The organism is Chryseobacterium gwangjuense, from assembly GCF_021311115.1.
In the GTDB taxonomy this organism is placed as follows: domain Bacteria; phylum Bacteroidota; class Bacteroidia; order Flavobacteriales; family Weeksellaceae; genus Chryseobacterium; species Chryseobacterium gwangjuense.
This window is the reverse complement of record NZ_JAJTNP010000001.1, coordinates 160,971-176,314: the sequence shown is the minus strand read 5'-3', so window position 1 is coordinate 176,314 and position 15,344 is coordinate 160,971. Positions and strand designations below refer to the sequence as shown.

The following is a 15,344-nucleotide window of genomic DNA, read 5'->3' as shown; positions in this document are numbered from 1 at the left end:
TTTAACTATTTTTTAAATTTCACACTAAAAAACTAATATTTTTGATATCTATAATTAACTTACAATTATGACGATTGATGAAATCATAAACAATATCTATCCTATTCCCGATATTTCCAGGCAGAGCTTAAAAAAACATATCGCAGAGGTTTCTTATCCAAAAGGATCTTGTCTGATGGAAGCTCAGAAAGTAATTCCTTATATTTATTTTGTAAAAAAAGGAATTGTACGCGCATATGCTTCTACCGAAGATAATGATATTACTTTTTGGTTTGGAAGTGAAGGAGATACCGTCATTTCAATGAAAAGTTATGTGGAAGATAAACCCGGCTATGAAAATATAGAATCATTGGAGGATTGTGAGTTGTACAAACTTGAAACGGTTCATTTAAGAGAACTTTTTGACAAGGATATTCATATTGCAAACTGGGGACGGAAATTTGCAGAAAAAGAACTTATAAAAACAGAAGAATTAATTATTTCAAGGCAGTTTAAAACCGCATCAGAACGCTATAAAGATCTTATGAGAGATAAGCCCCATCTTCTGAAACGGGTTCAATTAGGATATATTGCTTCCTATTTAGGCATTACACAAGTAAGTTTAAGCAGGATCAGAGCGGAAATTAAATAGTTTCATTTTTTAACAATTGTAAAATTTTAATTCTATCAAAATCCTGAACTTTGCAGCAGAAAATAATGAAAAATGAATTGGATTATCTTAATTATCGCAGGATTATTTGAAGTGGCATTTGCCTCATGCTTAGGAAAAGTAAAAGAAACCACAGGAACACCTATGTATCTTTGGTTTACCGGCTTCCTGATTACCATGACCATCAGTATGGTATTGTTAATTAAAGCAACACAAACCCTACCAATCGGGACGGCTTACGCAGTATGGACCGGAATTGGCGCTGTAGGAACGGCACTAATGGGAATTTTCTTTTTTAAAGATCCGGTAAGTTTCTGGAGAATTTTCTTTATTGTTACCTTAATTGGTTCTGTAGTTGGATTGAAAGCAGTTTCTCATTAAAATCCAACAATGAATTCACTTTAAATTAGCTATCCTATTAAAATACGACCGTTTTCAATCTTTGAAAGCGGTTTTTTATTATAAATTTGATAAAAATTATTAATCATGAAAAAAACTTTATTCCTTTTACTTTGCAGTGTATTTTTGTCTGCTCAAAATTCTGAGCTTTTTACCAATGACTGGTATATTTCGCAAATCGTAACCAACGGACAGACGGTAACAACTCCGTCCATGGCATACGCTGTTTCTCCCTCTTTATTTACCCAAAACAACTCTAATTATTACTTTGCTTCCAAATATTTCAATACTGCGCAAATCAATATTACATTCTCCTCTACAACAAGCAGCTTCACTAAAATCGGAGGCGGTTGTACATTAGCCGATTATTGGGGAGTAAATATGACAGCTGTTCAGCAATATGATCAAAAAAACTGTGATTTTTATATAAGCTATGCCCTTCCCGGAACAATTTATAATTATCAAATTTTAGCTAACGGAACATCAAAAACTCTTATTGTGACTAATCCTAATTCCGGAAACCAGATCTTTTACAACAATGCGTTTTTAGGAACGAAAGAAAATGCTCTTAAGAAAACATTTACAATCTATCCAAATCCTGTGAATGATTTTTTAATCGTTGAAAATTTAGAAAGGAATTTAAAGGTTAAGATTTATGATATGTCCGGAAAGCTTCTTTTTGAAACTTTATCCTCCGGTAAAGCTTTAAGGGTAAATACAACCGATTTTCAAAAGGGACAGTATATTTTGAGTGTAGAAAATTTTAAGCCTGAATTGTTTCTCAAGAAATAAGTTTTCAACTTCAATGAATAAAAAAGCGGCTTCAAAAAATTTGAAGCCGCTTTTTTATTTTTTCAAAACGATCGGTAAGATTTCGTTATGTCTTAACCCGTACTTTTTAATTTCTTCTTCTGAAAACTTTTTAGAATAAAAATTAGGTTCTGTCTCAAAACCTGCTTTTCTCAAGCGATCAAAATAATCCATTCCGTACCAACGAACATGATCATATTGTCCGAAATGTTTTTGACGTTCTTTAGGGTCTTTTATAGAGAAATCTTCGTATGTTTTTTCTAAAGAATTTTTCATGGGAACCTGTAAAATTCCCCATCCTCCAGGTCTTAATACTCTGTACAATTCGCTCATTGCTTTTGCATCATCTTCAATGTGTTCCAATACATGGTTACAGAAAATAATATCAAAACTTTCATCAGCAAAAGGAAGATCCAGAATATCGGCTTTCACATCGACTATGGGTGAAAATAAATCTGCAGAAATATAATCCAGATTTCTCATTCTCTTGAACTTTCTTAAAAATTCCTGTTCAGGAGCAATATGCAAAACTTTGTAGTTTTTAATGAAAAAATCGGTTTCGTTCTGAAGATACAACCACATCTGACGGTGCCTTTCTAAACTTAACGTTCCCGGAGACAAAGCATTTTCACGCTGTTTTCCGTATCCGTATGGAAGAAACTTTCGGTAAGATTTACCATCAATAGGATCAAGAAATGTATTTCCCTTAAAAAACTGATAAATAAGCGGACGTGCCCAAATACTCATTTTAATAAGTAAGGGACGCGGAATTTTATTTAGTAAAAGCTTAGTTACTTTTTTCATTAAAAATCCAATTGGAATGGCTTTTCTTCATCACTCACAATACCCAAAGCATCATAAATATACTGGAATGTAGAAAGTAACACCGGTTTTCCGTTAATTACAGCGATATCATGTTCAAAATGTGCAGAAGGCTGATTGTCCAATGTTGTTACTGTCCAACCATCATTATGAAATTTCACTTTTTCAGTACCCAGATTGATCATCGGTTCAATAGCAATGGTTAAACCGTCTTTGATTACTTTTCCGCTTCCTTGTTTTCCGTAATTCGGAACCTGAGGATCTTCGTGCATTTGTCTTCCAACGCCATGTCCTACAAGCTCTCTAACGACTCCGTAACCTTCTTTTTCACAATGAGCCTGAATCGCGTGAGAAATATCTCCGATTCTCTTTCCTCTGATACACTGCTCGATTCCTTTATATAGGGATTCTTTAGCTACTTTCATCAATTTTTTGGTTTCAGGCTTTACTTCTCCTATCTCAAAAGTATAAGCATGATCTCCTACGAAACCATTTAAAATGGCTCCACAGTCTACAGAAAGTACATCTCCTTCCTTAATCTCCTCTTTGCTTGGGAAACCGTGAACCACCTGTTCGTTGGGTGAAATACACAAAGAATACGGAAATCCTCCGTAGCCTAAAAATGCAGGTTCTGCACCGTGGTCTTTAATAAAATCGTGTGCTAATTTATCTAAATACAAAGTGGTAATTCCCGGTTTGATTTCCTTAGCCAACATTCCTAATGTTCTTGAAACCAACTGAGCACTCTGCTTCATAAGACGTAATTCGTCTATTGTTTTTAATTGAATCATGTTCTAATTTAAAATGTAACAATATAACAGTGTATCAGTGTAGCAATTATTTGCACTTCCTGATTGGCAGATTGTTATATCGGTAAATTACTACATTATTATATTCCTACCAGAATAATCCTTTTTTCTTTTCTTTTTTTAGTTTTGAATACGCCAAAACCTCTTTGCCTTCTACACGAAATTCTATTCTTTCCTGAATAATGTTGTAGATTTCTCCCCAACCCGGAAAGCCTCCTATATTTCGGTCATCAATAAACCAGTCGGCATCTAATTTTCTGGACTGTGTTGCCGAATCAAAAACTTCTCCTTCAAAACTTGAATTGATTGCATAAAATTCAATTCCGTTTTTCTGACAAAATTCTACTGCTTCATCCAAAGCCGGACCGTGTCTATAAGTCCATAAAATAAGTCTGTACCCTTGAGCCTGAAGTTTTTTTAACGTTTCAAAAGCAAAAATTTTCGGTTTCCCGATCGCCGGATATGCATCGTCTACAATAGTTCCGTCAAAGTCAACCGCAATTTTTTTATTATTCATCATTTCGATTATGATTTAGAAGTGCAAAGATAAGAAATAAAAAGAGTGCCAAAAATACTTAGCACTCTTAACTTTATAATTTAATGAAATATGAACTAACTTTTCACCCAATTGAACTGGAATTGTAAATCTGGTGTTGAAATTCTGTCTGTAATTTTCTGAAGTCTTGAAGGAAGTTTCATTAGATATTCCTGAGCTTTTTCAGCTTTTTCATTAAGACCTTTTACGTGTTCTATTTTCCATTCATCTAACAAATCTTTTAAGATATTGATATAATCCTGTCCTGTATACACCATACATCTCTGAGCAGCATCTGAGAAATGTCCCCAAAGTTCACCTGCTTTCTGACCAGATTGTCTCATCATGTGAGCCGGCATCACGATTTTTTTACGCATCATATCTTCAAATGCCAAAATCATTTCTGAAGGATCAACTTCCAGAATTTTTGCTACAAAATATTTATAAGCTTTTGCGTGTCTTGCTTCGTCAGCAGCAATAACTCCACACATTTTAGCCAATTTTCCGTTTCCTGACTGCTTTGCCAATGTTCCTACTCTTCTGTGAGAAATATTAGTAGCCGTTTCCTGAAAGCTTGTATACACGAAATTTCTGTATGGATCCATGCTTGTTCCCAAATCGAAACCATCATTGATTAGATATTGAGTCGTCACTTCCACTTCTCTCATATTCACTCTTCCGCACAAGTAAAGATATTTGCTCAAAAGATCTCCGTGTCTGTTTTCTTCAGCCGTCCACGCTCTTACCCAGTTTGCCCATCCTATTTCTTTCTCTTCCTGATCGATGCCGTCTACACCCATCAACCAAGATTCGTAAGAAGGTAATGCTTCTTCTGTGATACAGTCACCGATCAATGTTACGAATAAATCATAAGGCATTTCACGAGCAAAAGTCTGAATTTCTTCTAAATCGTGTTTAAAATCTTCACTTGAAGGATCCGGAAGGTAATCTGAAGGTTGCCAGATTTTTTCAATCGGCGTTAAAAACTTATCCAGAAAAGAACCAACTTCCTTTCCCAAAATTCCCATTACTTCTTTCCTTACAAGCGTTTGATACATTATATATATTTAGATTTTAATTTACAAAGATAGGATATTATTTATTATTTAAGACATAATATTATGTTAACCCTTTCTGATATTAATCATAAAAAATGCCATTATTGAAACAATAACGGCATTTCTTTAACAATATTGTTGTTTTTAGCTTACTAAAATATCTCCTGTCATTGCTTCCGGGGCATCTACTCCCATTACTTTTAAAATGGTTGGAGCTACATCTCCTAATTTCCCAGGTTTTAAATTCCAAGTCTGCTCTTTATCCATTACAATAAATGGAACTAAGTTTGTAGAATGCTGTGTATTTGGTGTTCCGTCCGGATTAATCATTACATCAGAATTCCCATGATCTGCCAAAATGAACACTGCATATCCGTTTTCGTAAGCCGCCGTAGCTACTTTTTCGATGCAAGAATCCACAACTTCCGCTGCTTTTACTGCTGCTGAGAAAACACCTGTATGACCTACCATATCTGTGTTTGCAAAATTCAAACAAACAAAATCAGCAGTTCCATTTTCCAGTTCAGGAACGATTGCATTGGTAATGTCATACGCTGACATTTCCGGTTTTAGATCGTAAGTCGGAACATCTTTCGGACTTGGGCAAAGCAATCTTTTTTCACCAATAAACTCAGCTTCTCTGCCTCCTGAAAAGAAGAAGGTAACGTGAGGATATTTCTCTGTTTCTGCAATCCTGATCTGTGTTTTATGGTTTCTTTCCAACACCTCTCCCATCGTATCCTGAAGAACATTCTCATCAAAAACTACCTGTACATTCTGGAAAGTTTTATCATAGTTCGTTAAAGTAACATAATAAAGATTCAGTTTTTTCATAGAAAAATCCGGGAAATCCTTCTGAGAAAGCACTTCTGTGATCTCTCGTCCTCTATCTGTACGGAAATTGAAACAAATAACAACATCATCATTAATAATTTTAGCAACCGGAACTATATTTCCAGTTTCCGTTGTTTGCGTTAAAATAATTGGTTTGATGAATTCATCCGTTACATTATTATTGTAAGAATCCTGAATTGCAGCTAACGCATTAGTTGTTTCTACTCCAACACCTTCTACCAAAGCATCATAAGCCAGTTTTACACGCTCCCATCTTTTATCTCTGTCCATTGCGTAATATCTTCCGACAATTGTCGCCAATTTTCCGGTAGTAGCTTCCATATGATTTTGAAGTTCTTCTATAAAACCTTTTCCTGAAAGCGGATCACAGTCACGACCGTCTGTAAAAGCATGAACAAAAACATTTTCGTTTAATCCAAATTCTTTTGCAGCAGTCAAAAGACCTTTTAAGTGATTGATATGTGAATGTACTCCTCCATTGGAAACCAATCCGATAAAGTGTATTTTTTTGTTTTCTTTTTTAGCATATTCGAAAGCATCCTGAATGATTTTTTCCTGTCCAAGGGTTCCGTTTTCAACAGCCATATTCAGTTTTACCAAATTTTGGTAAACGACTCTCCCCGCCCCCAAATTCATGTGTCCTACTTCAGAATTTCCCATTTGTCCGGCTGGTAAACCTACCGCCAAACCACTTGCTTCAAGCGTTGTGTGAGGAAAATTTTTAAGACAGTTATCTATAAATGGTGTATTTGCTTTATCAATTGCTGAAACGTCCGGATTCATTCCCAATCCCCATCCGTCAAGGATTGCCAATATTGCTTTTTTCGACATTATGTAAACTTTTGTAGTACAAATTTATTTATTTTGAAATGAATGGAAGAATTTGGAGTATTTATTTTTTTTATTAATCTTAAATGGAAAAGATTATCGTAACTATTAACTTTTACTTTAGGTGCATTTTTTATTCCAAAATAAAAAATGTAAAAATATTCTCCTAATTTATACAATACATTTCTAATGCTTTTAGTATTATAACTTTGTATATTTGAGACATAATGAATTACAAATAACCAAAGTGAAACATATATTTTTTCTATTTTTTTGCATTTCTTCTATAAATCTATTCGGACAAGAAAGTAAAAGTTATGAATTAACAAAAGACAGTGATACACTTTACTATTCTAAATATGACAAACCAATACTTGAAAAATTAAAACTTATTAATCCAGAAAAAAACAAAAATTTCTTTCGCTTTAGTTCTAGCAAATATTATTTAGAACTTTCCGATGAATCTAATAAATATCTTATCTATGCAGACGAGATATGGGATAGTAAAAAAACTGGAGAAACCTTTATTAAACAAATCGATTTGACAAAATCTCAAATTAATGAAATTAAAAAACTTATTGATTCGCTAAAAATAAATGAAATCCCTAGTGATAAACAAATTGAAAAATGGAAATTCGGTTTTGACGGAATTACTTACTCAATAGAATTTAAAAACGAGAAAACGTATTCATATAAACATTATTGGACACCAACTTCTCAAGATAAATTTAATGAATCCGATTTAATAAATTTCTTTGTAACTGAAATCGATAGAATAATTGAATATCAAAAAAATAGAGAAAAATTTATAACAGAAGTCCCCTATTTTTCCTGGACTAGAGATGGTGTCTCTTGGAGTGCAGCTACAATATTGAATAACAAAAACTATTCGGAGTATAAAAAATATAGAAGACTAAAAAAGAAACAATTAAGAAAGAAAGAAAGAAAGAAATTAACTATATATAACATCAGTTTGGTTAATTAAGACTAAAAGAGAAAAACTACACTATCTTTTCTTTCTTAGAATTTTATTAATTTTGTTTCATGGATTTAAGAGATCAATTAAAGAACCTTTTTCCTGATCATGATGAGCAGGATTTTGAGATGCCTGAAGAGCAGTTCAAACAGAAAGAGCCGTTGGTGTGTAAGTTTGAGAAAAAAGGCAGAAACGGTAAACCGGTAACGATTGTTGAAGGTTGGGAAGGAAGTGAAGAAGAGCTTAAGAACATCTCAAAAAAAATAAAAACCACACTTGGAATAGGTGGTTCTGAAAAGGATGGAACGATTATCATTCAAGGGGATAATCGTGATAAAATAATGAATATCCTTAAGGAAATGGGATATAAAACTAAAAGAGTCGGCGGCTAAATTTTAGAAATAAATTTGGGTTTCCGGCATCATGGCTTTTAGTTTTTCAATGGTTGTTTTTTCCATTGGATTGCCCGTTAATATTAATGTTTTAAGATTTTTCAGTTGTGAAAATTCGATTGGAAGATCTTTTAAATCATTATTAGCCAGATTCATGCTGACAACATTCTTCAACCCTTTTACTTTGGGTGAAATTTCTTTGATCTTGTTCTGACTTACATTTAAAAACTCCAGACTTTTTGACTGAAACATAGTTTCCGGTAGTTTTGAAATTGAATTTTGCTGCAATTCCAGATATTTTAATTGTTTCGGAAATTCTAAGTTTCCTAAATCTTTGATTTGATTAGAAGCAAGATTTAATGATTTTAAGTTTTTAATTTCATCTAAATCTTTAGTAATAAAACTGATCTGATTTCCCTGTAAGTTAATTTCTTCCAGACTCGGAATTTGTAATAAGGCTTCAGGAAAAACATTCAGATTATTGGCATCGAGGTGAATAGCCTTTAATTTTTGAAGTTTTGCCAGATTTGGATTAACGCTTGTCAAACTATTTAAATTCATTGAAAAACTTTCCAGCTTCTGAAGTTCTGCAATATCATCCGGAATGAATTTAATACTGTTTTCATTCAAATTTAGAATCGTCAAATCTTTTAATGCAAAAATTGATTCATCCATTTTCTCAAACTTATTTTCCATTAAATTTAGAAAGAATATAGAATTCAGCTTTTGAATTTCTGTCGGGAGATTAAACATCTTTTTTCCTCTGAAACTCATACTGTAAACAATCTGTTTACTCTTCAAAGCCTCATCAACATTGGTATAAGTGGGATATTTCACAGGATCAATCTGAGCTTTTGCCTGTGAAAGTAGCAGAAGAAAAATAGAGAAAAACAGTTTTTTCATAAAGAGAAAAAGCCACCGGTAGTTTTTAATTACCGGCAGCTCAGAATTATTAAGATTTATTTTTTCAAAAGTTTTACCGTTTTCTGGAATCCTCCGTCAGCTTCGATATTTAAAACTAAAACTCTTGAAGATTCAAGCTGTTTTGTAAAGTTTAAATCTAAAGCATTGTTCGTTCCTGAGAATTTCTGAGTAAATACAATTTTACCGTCCATGCTGTATGCCGTTACAGAAATGTTTTTCAATCCTTTCGGAGAATTGATTTTTACGATTCCTGAAGTTGGGTTTGGAGCCACTGTCACTGAAGTTTCTGCATGAGTTTCGCTGGTTCCCAAAGATCCTGCAGTTCCTAAGTTATTTTTAAGAGCCACTACGATTGTTGCAGATTTTCCAATGTAATTGATTGTATTTCCTGTTGCATCAACATCTGTAGAAATCGTTGCATCCGGATGCTGAATGGAGAAGAATCCAAATTTATGATCCGGTGTAAAGGTAAGACCAGTCGGTTCTGAACCTGCAGGCATAGAAGCGAATAATTTCACTTTAGGATTTGCCTGAGTATGATCCGGAGCAATTACCCAAATGTAGTTTTTCCCACCATCCTGAAGAACCCAAAGATTTCCTAATTCATCAAAAGTAAGGTTATCGTTTCCGTCTCCCCAAGCTTCAGTTTTTGTTCCCTGAGCCGTTGTAAATGAATAATTGGTGGTAAGACCTCCTACGAAAGTTTCAACCTGAGAAACAGTAGTTCCATTATCCTGTAATCTGTACACTTTGTTCAATCCTTTTGCCGTAAAGTACACTTTACCATCGATCGGGCTTATTTCCACATCTTCAATTCCGTTGAAAGAAGTTCCTCCCAAAGATTGTGCTAAAGCGGTAGTATTATTCTGGTCAGCTTTTATCTTATTAGGAACCTGAATCCAGACTGCTGTAGTCGCTACAGGATCTCCGTTACTTAAGCCCTGATCCAGTTTTAAAACATATAAATTTCCTGAAGAAAGATTGTTCGGAGTATCCATTACATATTTATATAACATATGGGTTCCTCCATCTTCCCCGAAATAGGCTGTAGTTCCTGCATTATTGACCACTACATTTTCGTGATTCATAATTCCCATCTGCCAAAGTTTCCCTTTAGAACCATCTGTATTTTGAGAAATTACCTGAGCGGTTGCAGGGTCGATTTCTACCAACCAACCGTAATCTTTCATTCCGTCTGCATTCACATCACTTGAAGTCGTTTGTTCTTCAGCAGTAACTATTGTTCCCCAAGGTGTAACTCCTCCTGAACAGTTTCTGATCGTCTGAACCAAACTTGGAGCAGAGAAGCTTACCGCTCTGGATTTAGTTAATTGCCAAAGTTTTGTGGATGCACTATAATTGATTTCAGCCATTGTAACTCCTCCAGGATTCGTTTCGTGGTTTACAGAAAGATATCCGTTGGTAGCACTTCCGTTTTTCGGAACATACCCTGTAAAGTCATTTTGTCCTCCTACTAATCCTCCTCCTTCTGTATAACTGTCTCCTTCTTTTAAAATCAACTGATAATTATGTTCTGTAGGAATAATTAATTTATTAGTTTGAGCCGTTGGAACGATAGACGTAAAGCAGCTGATATGATTCGCATTACACGGAACCGGAGTTGTCGTAACAACAGTCTTTAGATAAGCATCTAATCTTAGGTCAGAACTTGTTGTGCTTCTGTTATGCAATTCGATAGAAATTCTGTTGTTTCCGTTTACAAATTTAGATTTTGGAATAGAAAAAATATTATACACACTTTCAGCAGCTCCGTCAATTATTGTACTGGAAAACGTATTGAAAGTAATTGTGCCGGTAGGCATATTGTCTCTCACTACTTCTTCTCCATTCAGATAGACCACGATTCCGTCATCTCTCATCACTCCTAGTTCCATTGTAGCAGAAAGGTCATTCAAATTTACTGTAAAATCTTTAGCAAAATATGCTGCAGTAAGACCGGTATTAATCGTAGTCGTTACCGGATCTCCATATCCAAGAGGTCCGTTTCCTTGAGACCACGTAGAAATATCAAAATTTGAACTTTTCCACTGATCTGCCAATGCTGTATTGCTATCATTGTATTTCCACGCCGAATTGGTGTTAAAGACAAATGTCTGTGCCTGGAATACAGAACATGTCATCAATGCAAGAGCTGCAACTGTTAGTAATTTTCTTTTCATTTTAAATTTCGATTTTTTAGACGTTGCAAAGCTATTTTATTGCTGTGAACCCTCTATTAATATGACTTTAAATAAATCTTACTCAATATTAATTAATCGAAAACCTAATGTTAATCAGGTTAACAAAGTATTAATTAAATCTATACAAAGTGATTTTTTAAATAAAAACAACCCGCATTTCAAATGAATATGCAGGCTGTCGCTATTATAAAAACTGATAAATTAATTCTTATTTTTTGCTCACATCTGTTAATGAATTCAGAAAGGCAATAATCTGTTTGATTTCTGTCTGGGTCAAATTCAGCTTATCGGGAGCTAAAGTTTGATTTTTCATTTTTAACCCTAAACCTTCTCCTCCTCCTCCATTGTAAAAGTCCAAAACTTCTTCCAGTGTATTAAAAGCTCCGTTATGGAAATAAGGTTTTGTTAAAGCAATATTTCTTACCGTTACTGTTTTGAAAGAATTTTCGTAAATCCATGAATTTTCTTTTCTTACAGGGCTGTTTATTCTTCCTTTATCGGTGTCAAGTTCCAAAGGTTTCTGACTGATTGGTTGTTTGGTAATTCCTAAAACCTCAGATTCATTTTCATTAAAAAACGGCGGAACCAATCCTGAGAAGTTCGGAGCAAAATGACACGTTGCACAGTTGGCTTTTCCCATAAATAAATTAAATCCCTTTTTTGCATCAGAAGAAATTTCTTTCTCGTTTCTCATGAATTTATCAAAATCACTTTCATAAGAATATAATGATGCCACATAAGAGCTTAACGCTTTAGAAAAATTTTCTTTATTGACTGCTCCGTTTTTAAAAGCAGCCTTAAAAGCTTTCTTATATTCTTTTTTGGTTTTTAATTTTTGGATAATGCTTTCATAGCTTGTATTGAATTCATCCTCATTATAAATCACATGTTCTGCCTGCTGTTCAAGATAAAAAGCTCTTAAATCATAGAAAAACCTTTTCGCGAAAACAGCATTATATAAAGACGGCGAGTTTCTCAGCACGGTTTTTCCTTCGACATTACTCTGAGATTTTGTTTTTAAATCGGTAAACGCATTCTCCGATAAATGACAGGTTGCACAACTCATTTTTCCATTGCTGCTCAGGTTTTGGTCATAGAAAATCTCTTTTCCCAGTTTTCTCAGTTCTTCATTGTCTTCATTCTGCTTTAATAAAGTATAAAAATAAGGATCTAAAAAATCGCTACTGAACAAGTTTTTATTATTGATATTCCATCCTGAAAACTCTTTCAGATCATCGTTTCTTCCGTCCCATTTTCCCAATTCCTCGTATAAAGGCTGAATGTACTTTTTGTAGAATTCTATCCTGTCAAAGGTTTCAAAATCTGTATTTCTAGACAAATATTCAATTCCTTCCGTTAAGATTGCATTGGCTTTTTCAACATTATAGTTTTTAAAATATAAATCGTCATTGATGTATCTTTTCATTCCTAAAAAAGCATGGCTAGCTTCTTCGGAAATATTCAATGAACCCGGAGTATCAAAACCGGTAACTCCCAAGCTGTATATTCTGATCAGTTCAATTCTTAATGGTAAAGTCTTGTTATTTCCTTTACTAATACCATTTTTGACAGCACTCAGATAAAAATTGGCATAACTGTTATATAAAAAATCTGTGATCGTTTTAATTTTCTCCTTTTGTTCTGCAGCTTCATCAGAAAAAACCAGTTCATCCAAGACCTGCAAACCTTCCGGAGGAAGTGTATAAGCCGTTGTTCCCGCTGCTTCAATGTGAAATAATGGAGCTGCATTAAGGTGAGTTTTTGTAAATTCAGGATAATGATAGGCAACGTAAAATTCTATTTCTTTGAAAGAATTTCTTGTTTCTTTTAATGTTTTTTGAAGTTCCGCAAGAGAGATTTTATCCTCAGAAAATTGATAAGCACCTGATTTTAAATGGTCAAGATTTATTTTAAAATCGCTTAACCCTCTATTAATAAAGGTATTTTCAGTTTCAATTCCTTTATGTGTAGGATTGAATGACATTATTGCAAAACCAATCAAAAGGATTACAATAAGTAATGGATAGGATCTCATGAATTTTTAGCGACAAAGCTATTGACCCCAGATTACGACAATTTTAAATTTGGATTAACTAATGTTTACATTTTTAGAAGAGATTAAGATAGGAAACAAACTCTTCCATAAAAGAATTTTTATTAATTTTAAACCCCGAAATCAAAATTCATTATACTAAGCGGTCGATTTCTCTATCGACCATGTTTTTAAAATAATGATGAAGGGATATTTGGGGAGGATTTTTAAAATAAATATAATCAAATCACAATTTAAACTATAAAAACCTATTTATGCTAAATAAACTTGCAGCTTCAGAACTTGTTCTGAACGAAGACGGAAGTGTGTATCACTTAAATCTTTTACCTGAAGACATTGCTGAAAAGATCATCCTGGTTGGAGATCCGGATCGTGTGGCAAAAGTTTCAAAATATTTTGACAAAGTAGAAGTCAAAAAAAATAAAAGAGAATTTTATACTCATACAGGAACGTTAAGAGGAGAAAGAATCACGGTAATGTCAACAGGGATCGGAACAGAGAACATTGATATCGTGATGAACGAGCTTGATGCTTTGGTAAATATTGATCTTAAAAACAAAGAATTTAAGACGGAGCATTCTGCGCTTCAATTATTCAGAATGGGAACCTGCGGAAGTGTAAATCCTGATGTTCAGGTTGACAATATGTTGGTGACTCAAAATGTTGTGGGATTAGACGGATTGATGCATTTTTATCAGGATTATGAATTTGAGAACGAGTTTTCTAAAAACTTCTTAGAACAATTCCCTTATCCTAAAATCAAACCAATGCTTTATTTCGCCGATTGGGCAGAAGAATTAGGAGAACTGTATAAAGACGCGAAATACCATGGAAATACAGCTACTTTCCCGGGATTTTATGCTCCACAAGGAAGACAGCTTCGTTTAAAAGCAGTAGATGATAAATTTTTGGAAACTTTAAATGATCTTGGAGTGACCAATTTCGAAATGGAAACTTCTGCGATTTATGCTTTATCTAAACTTTTAGGACACAAAGCGATCACGGTAAATAATGTAATTGCCAACAGAAGACGAGGAGAATTCTCGGCAGACCATCATACTTCTGAAAAGAATCTGATTGAATGGGTGCTAGAGAGAATTATAAAGTAATAAATTAAAAAAGAGGCTTTTCAAATTTGAAAAGCCTCTTTTTTAATTAGAACAATTTTTTTCATACACATCAATAACCTCCTGAATATAATTGACTGTATAATCGTGGTTTCCTTTATCTAGTTCTCTTCTTCTTTTTGAAAGCGGTACATTGGTTTCCTTATTTTCATTCCTTACTTTTTTAGAATATTCCCAAGATCCTCTTGCCATTTCCTTAGTAACGCTTTCTTTTTCAAATTTCTTTTCAAGTTCATCTATATAATTCGAAAACGGTGTACATTTCCCTCCTATTTGTCTTAAACTCTTAATAAAACGCTCGCTGGATGCTTTCATTTTTAAAATTGAATTTCTATCATAATCAATCGGCATTACCGCGTAAGGATCTCCATCTTTTTTTAAATAAATCAACGTTGACATGTAAAAATTATTAATATATAAATCAAAACCATACATATTGATTTTCCCTTCATTAAGAATAGGAGCCAAAATTTCATAATTCTTATGTCCAAGCTTCATATCAGAATCAAATTCCAGAATTTTCAGCTTTTCATAACCTACAATATCACCTTGTTGATAATCTAAAACTCTAATTTTCTTTAAATCATTAAACTTAATTTTTTTAATTTCAGGTTTCTTATCCGATTCTTCATCAATATCTTCAATATTTTTATATTCAAAGTGGAGATTCATCGGATACATGCTATTAGGTTTATATGATTGGCCTATAACTCCCACATAAGATTCGTGTCTGGGAGAATACACTCCTCTTAACAGAACATTTTCTGTTTCTCCATTTTCTTTAGTGATTTCTACAGGAATAAATTCTGCATCTTTCTTTTTATTTTGAGCATTGAATGAGCTAAAAATAAGGAGTGCTGCTCCCAGATAATAAAGTTTCTTCATACTCGCTAAAGTAAGAAAATT

At 33.6% G+C, this 15,344-nt stretch carries 15 protein-coding genes; 6 read left to right on the top strand and 9 right to left on the bottom strand.

The genetic code is table 11. The features are described from left to right. The first annotated feature begins 67 nt into the window (after window positions 1-67). From LV842_RS00740 to LV842_RS00730, 3 genes are all read left to right on the top strand, one after another. Entirely contained in the window at window positions 68-631 is a 564-nt protein-coding gene (locus LV842_RS00740; RefSeq protein WP_233109547.1) for a Crp/Fnr family transcriptional regulator, read from the top strand. A gap of 72 nt (window positions 632-703) precedes the next feature. Further along, the gene (locus LV842_RS00735) at window positions 704-1,030 is read left to right on the top strand and encodes a DMT family transporter (protein ID WP_039368753.1); all 327 of its coding nucleotides are present in this window, start codon (window positions 704-706) and stop codon (window positions 1,028-1,030) included. 105 nt (window positions 1,031-1,135) lie between these two features. After that, a complete protein-coding gene (locus tag LV842_RS00730) occupies window positions 1,136-1,840 on the top strand; it encodes a T9SS type A sorting domain-containing protein (protein WP_233109546.1) in 705 nt (234 codons plus the stop codon). 54 nt (window positions 1,841-1,894) lie between these two features. On the opposite strand, the gene LV842_RS00725 is transcribed toward LV842_RS00730, so the two are convergent. From LV842_RS00725 to gpmI, 5 genes are all read right to left on the bottom strand, one after another. Further along, entirely contained in the window at window positions 1,895-2,662 is a 768-nt protein-coding gene (locus tag LV842_RS00725; RefSeq protein WP_233109545.1) for a class I SAM-dependent methyltransferase, read from the bottom strand. After that, window positions 2,662-3,471: a type I methionyl aminopeptidase gene (gene map, locus LV842_RS00720; RefSeq protein WP_233109544.1), complete on the bottom strand. Its 810-nt coding sequence runs from the start codon at window positions 3,469-3,471 to the stop codon at window positions 2,662-2,664. Before map ends, LV842_RS00725 begins: the two co-directional genes overlap by 1 nt. A gap of 106 nt (window positions 3,472-3,577) precedes the next feature. Then, window positions 3,578-4,009, bottom strand: a complete 432-nt coding sequence (locus LV842_RS00715) for a BT0820 family HAD-type phosphatase (protein WP_233109543.1) — start codon at window positions 4,007-4,009, stop codon at window positions 3,578-3,580. 92 nt (window positions 4,010-4,101) lie between these two features. After that, window positions 4,102-5,082 carry an acyl-ACP desaturase gene (locus tag LV842_RS00710; RefSeq protein ID WP_233109542.1) on the bottom strand — a complete coding sequence of 327 codons (981 nt, stop codon included), beginning with the start codon at window positions 5,080-5,082 and terminating at the stop codon, window positions 4,102-4,104. Between the two features lie 144 nt (window positions 5,083-5,226). Further along, window positions 5,227-6,768, bottom strand: a complete 1,542-nt coding sequence (gpmI, locus tag LV842_RS00705; RefSeq protein ID WP_233109541.1) for a 2,3-bisphosphoglycerate-independent phosphoglycerate mutase — start codon at window positions 6,766-6,768, stop codon at window positions 5,227-5,229. A gap of 244 nt (window positions 6,769-7,012) precedes the next feature. On the opposite strand from gpmI, the gene LV842_RS00700 reads away from it, so the two are divergent. Then, a complete protein-coding gene (locus LV842_RS00700; protein WP_233109540.1) occupies window positions 7,013-7,750 on the top strand; it encodes a hypothetical protein in 738 nt (245 codons plus the stop codon). Window positions 7,751-7,809: 59 nt separating this feature from the next. Beyond that, a complete protein-coding gene (locus tag LV842_RS00695) occupies window positions 7,810-8,133 on the top strand; it encodes a translation initiation factor (protein WP_233109539.1) in 324 nt (107 codons plus the stop codon). Between the two features lie 3 nt (window positions 8,134-8,136). Here the strand turns inward: LV842_RS00695 and LV842_RS00690 are convergent, their stop codons facing one another. The 3 genes from LV842_RS00690 to LV842_RS00680 form a co-directional block, all read right to left on the bottom strand. Then, window positions 8,137-9,036, bottom strand: a complete 900-nt coding sequence (locus LV842_RS00690) for a leucine-rich repeat domain-containing protein (RefSeq protein WP_233109538.1) — start codon at window positions 9,034-9,036, stop codon at window positions 8,137-8,139. Between the two features lie 56 nt (window positions 9,037-9,092). Continuing rightward, window positions 9,093-11,237 carry an alkaline phosphatase PhoX gene (locus LV842_RS00685; protein ID WP_233109537.1) on the bottom strand — a complete coding sequence of 715 codons (2,145 nt, stop codon included), beginning with the start codon at window positions 11,235-11,237 and terminating at the stop codon, window positions 9,093-9,095. A gap of 229 nt (window positions 11,238-11,466) precedes the next feature. After that, a complete protein-coding gene (locus LV842_RS00680) occupies window positions 11,467-13,293 on the bottom strand; it encodes a cytochrome-c peroxidase (protein ID WP_233109536.1) in 1,827 nt (608 codons plus the stop codon). Between the two features lie 272 nt (window positions 13,294-13,565). On the opposite strand from LV842_RS00680, the gene LV842_RS00675 reads away from it, so the two are divergent. Continuing rightward, a complete protein-coding gene (locus LV842_RS00675) occupies window positions 13,566-14,420 on the top strand; it encodes a nucleoside phosphorylase (RefSeq protein WP_233109535.1) in 855 nt (284 codons plus the stop codon). Between the two features lie 42 nt (window positions 14,421-14,462). On the opposite strand, the gene LV842_RS00670 is transcribed toward LV842_RS00675, so the two are convergent. Next, complete coding sequence (locus LV842_RS00670) at window positions 14,463-15,323, bottom strand: hypothetical protein (protein WP_233109534.1); 861 nt, start codon at window positions 15,321-15,323, stop codon at window positions 14,463-14,465. Window positions 15,324-15,344 lie beyond the last annotated feature (21 nt).

Coding starts and splice junctions, on each gene's coding strand:
- LV842_RS00740 (WP_233109547.1), top strand. CDS start 68: ATGACGATTGATGAAATCATAAACAATATCTATCCTATTCCCGATATT.
- LV842_RS00730 (WP_233109546.1), top strand. CDS start 1,136: ATGAAAAAAACTTTATTCCTTTTACTTTGCAGTGTATTTTTGTCTGCT.
- LV842_RS00670 (WP_233109534.1), bottom strand. CDS start 15,323: ATGAAGAAACTTTATTATCTGGGAGCAGCACTCCTTATTTTTAGCTCA.
- LV842_RS00690 (WP_233109538.1), bottom strand. CDS start 9,036: ATGAAAAAACTGTTTTTCTCTATTTTTCTTCTGCTACTTTCACAGGCA.
- LV842_RS00680 (WP_233109536.1), bottom strand. CDS start 13,293: ATGAGATCCTATCCATTACTTATTGTAATCCTTTTGATTGGTTTTGCA.
- LV842_RS00685 (WP_233109537.1), bottom strand. CDS start 11,237: ATGAAAAGAAAATTACTAACAGTTGCAGCTCTTGCATTGATGACATGT.
- map (WP_233109544.1), bottom strand. CDS start 3,471: ATGATTCAATTAAAAACAATAGACGAATTACGTCTTATGAAGCAGAGT.
- LV842_RS00735 (WP_039368753.1), top strand. CDS start 704: ATGAATTGGATTATCTTAATTATCGCAGGATTATTTGAAGTGGCATTT.
- LV842_RS00725 (WP_233109545.1), bottom strand. CDS start 2,662: ATGAAAAAAGTAACTAAGCTTTTACTAAATAAAATTCCGCGTCCCTTA.
- LV842_RS00675 (WP_233109535.1), top strand. CDS start 13,566: ATGCTAAATAAACTTGCAGCTTCAGAACTTGTTCTGAACGAAGACGGA.
- gpmI (WP_233109541.1), bottom strand. CDS start 6,768: ATGTCGAAAAAAGCAATATTGGCAATCCTTGACGGATGGGGATTGGGA.
- LV842_RS00695 (WP_233109539.1), top strand. CDS start 7,810: ATGGATTTAAGAGATCAATTAAAGAACCTTTTTCCTGATCATGATGAG.
- LV842_RS00715 (WP_233109543.1), bottom strand. CDS start 4,009: ATGATGAATAATAAAAAAATTGCGGTTGACTTTGACGGAACTATTGTA.
- LV842_RS00710 (WP_233109542.1), bottom strand. CDS start 5,082: ATGTATCAAACGCTTGTAAGGAAAGAAGTAATGGGAATTTTGGGAAAG.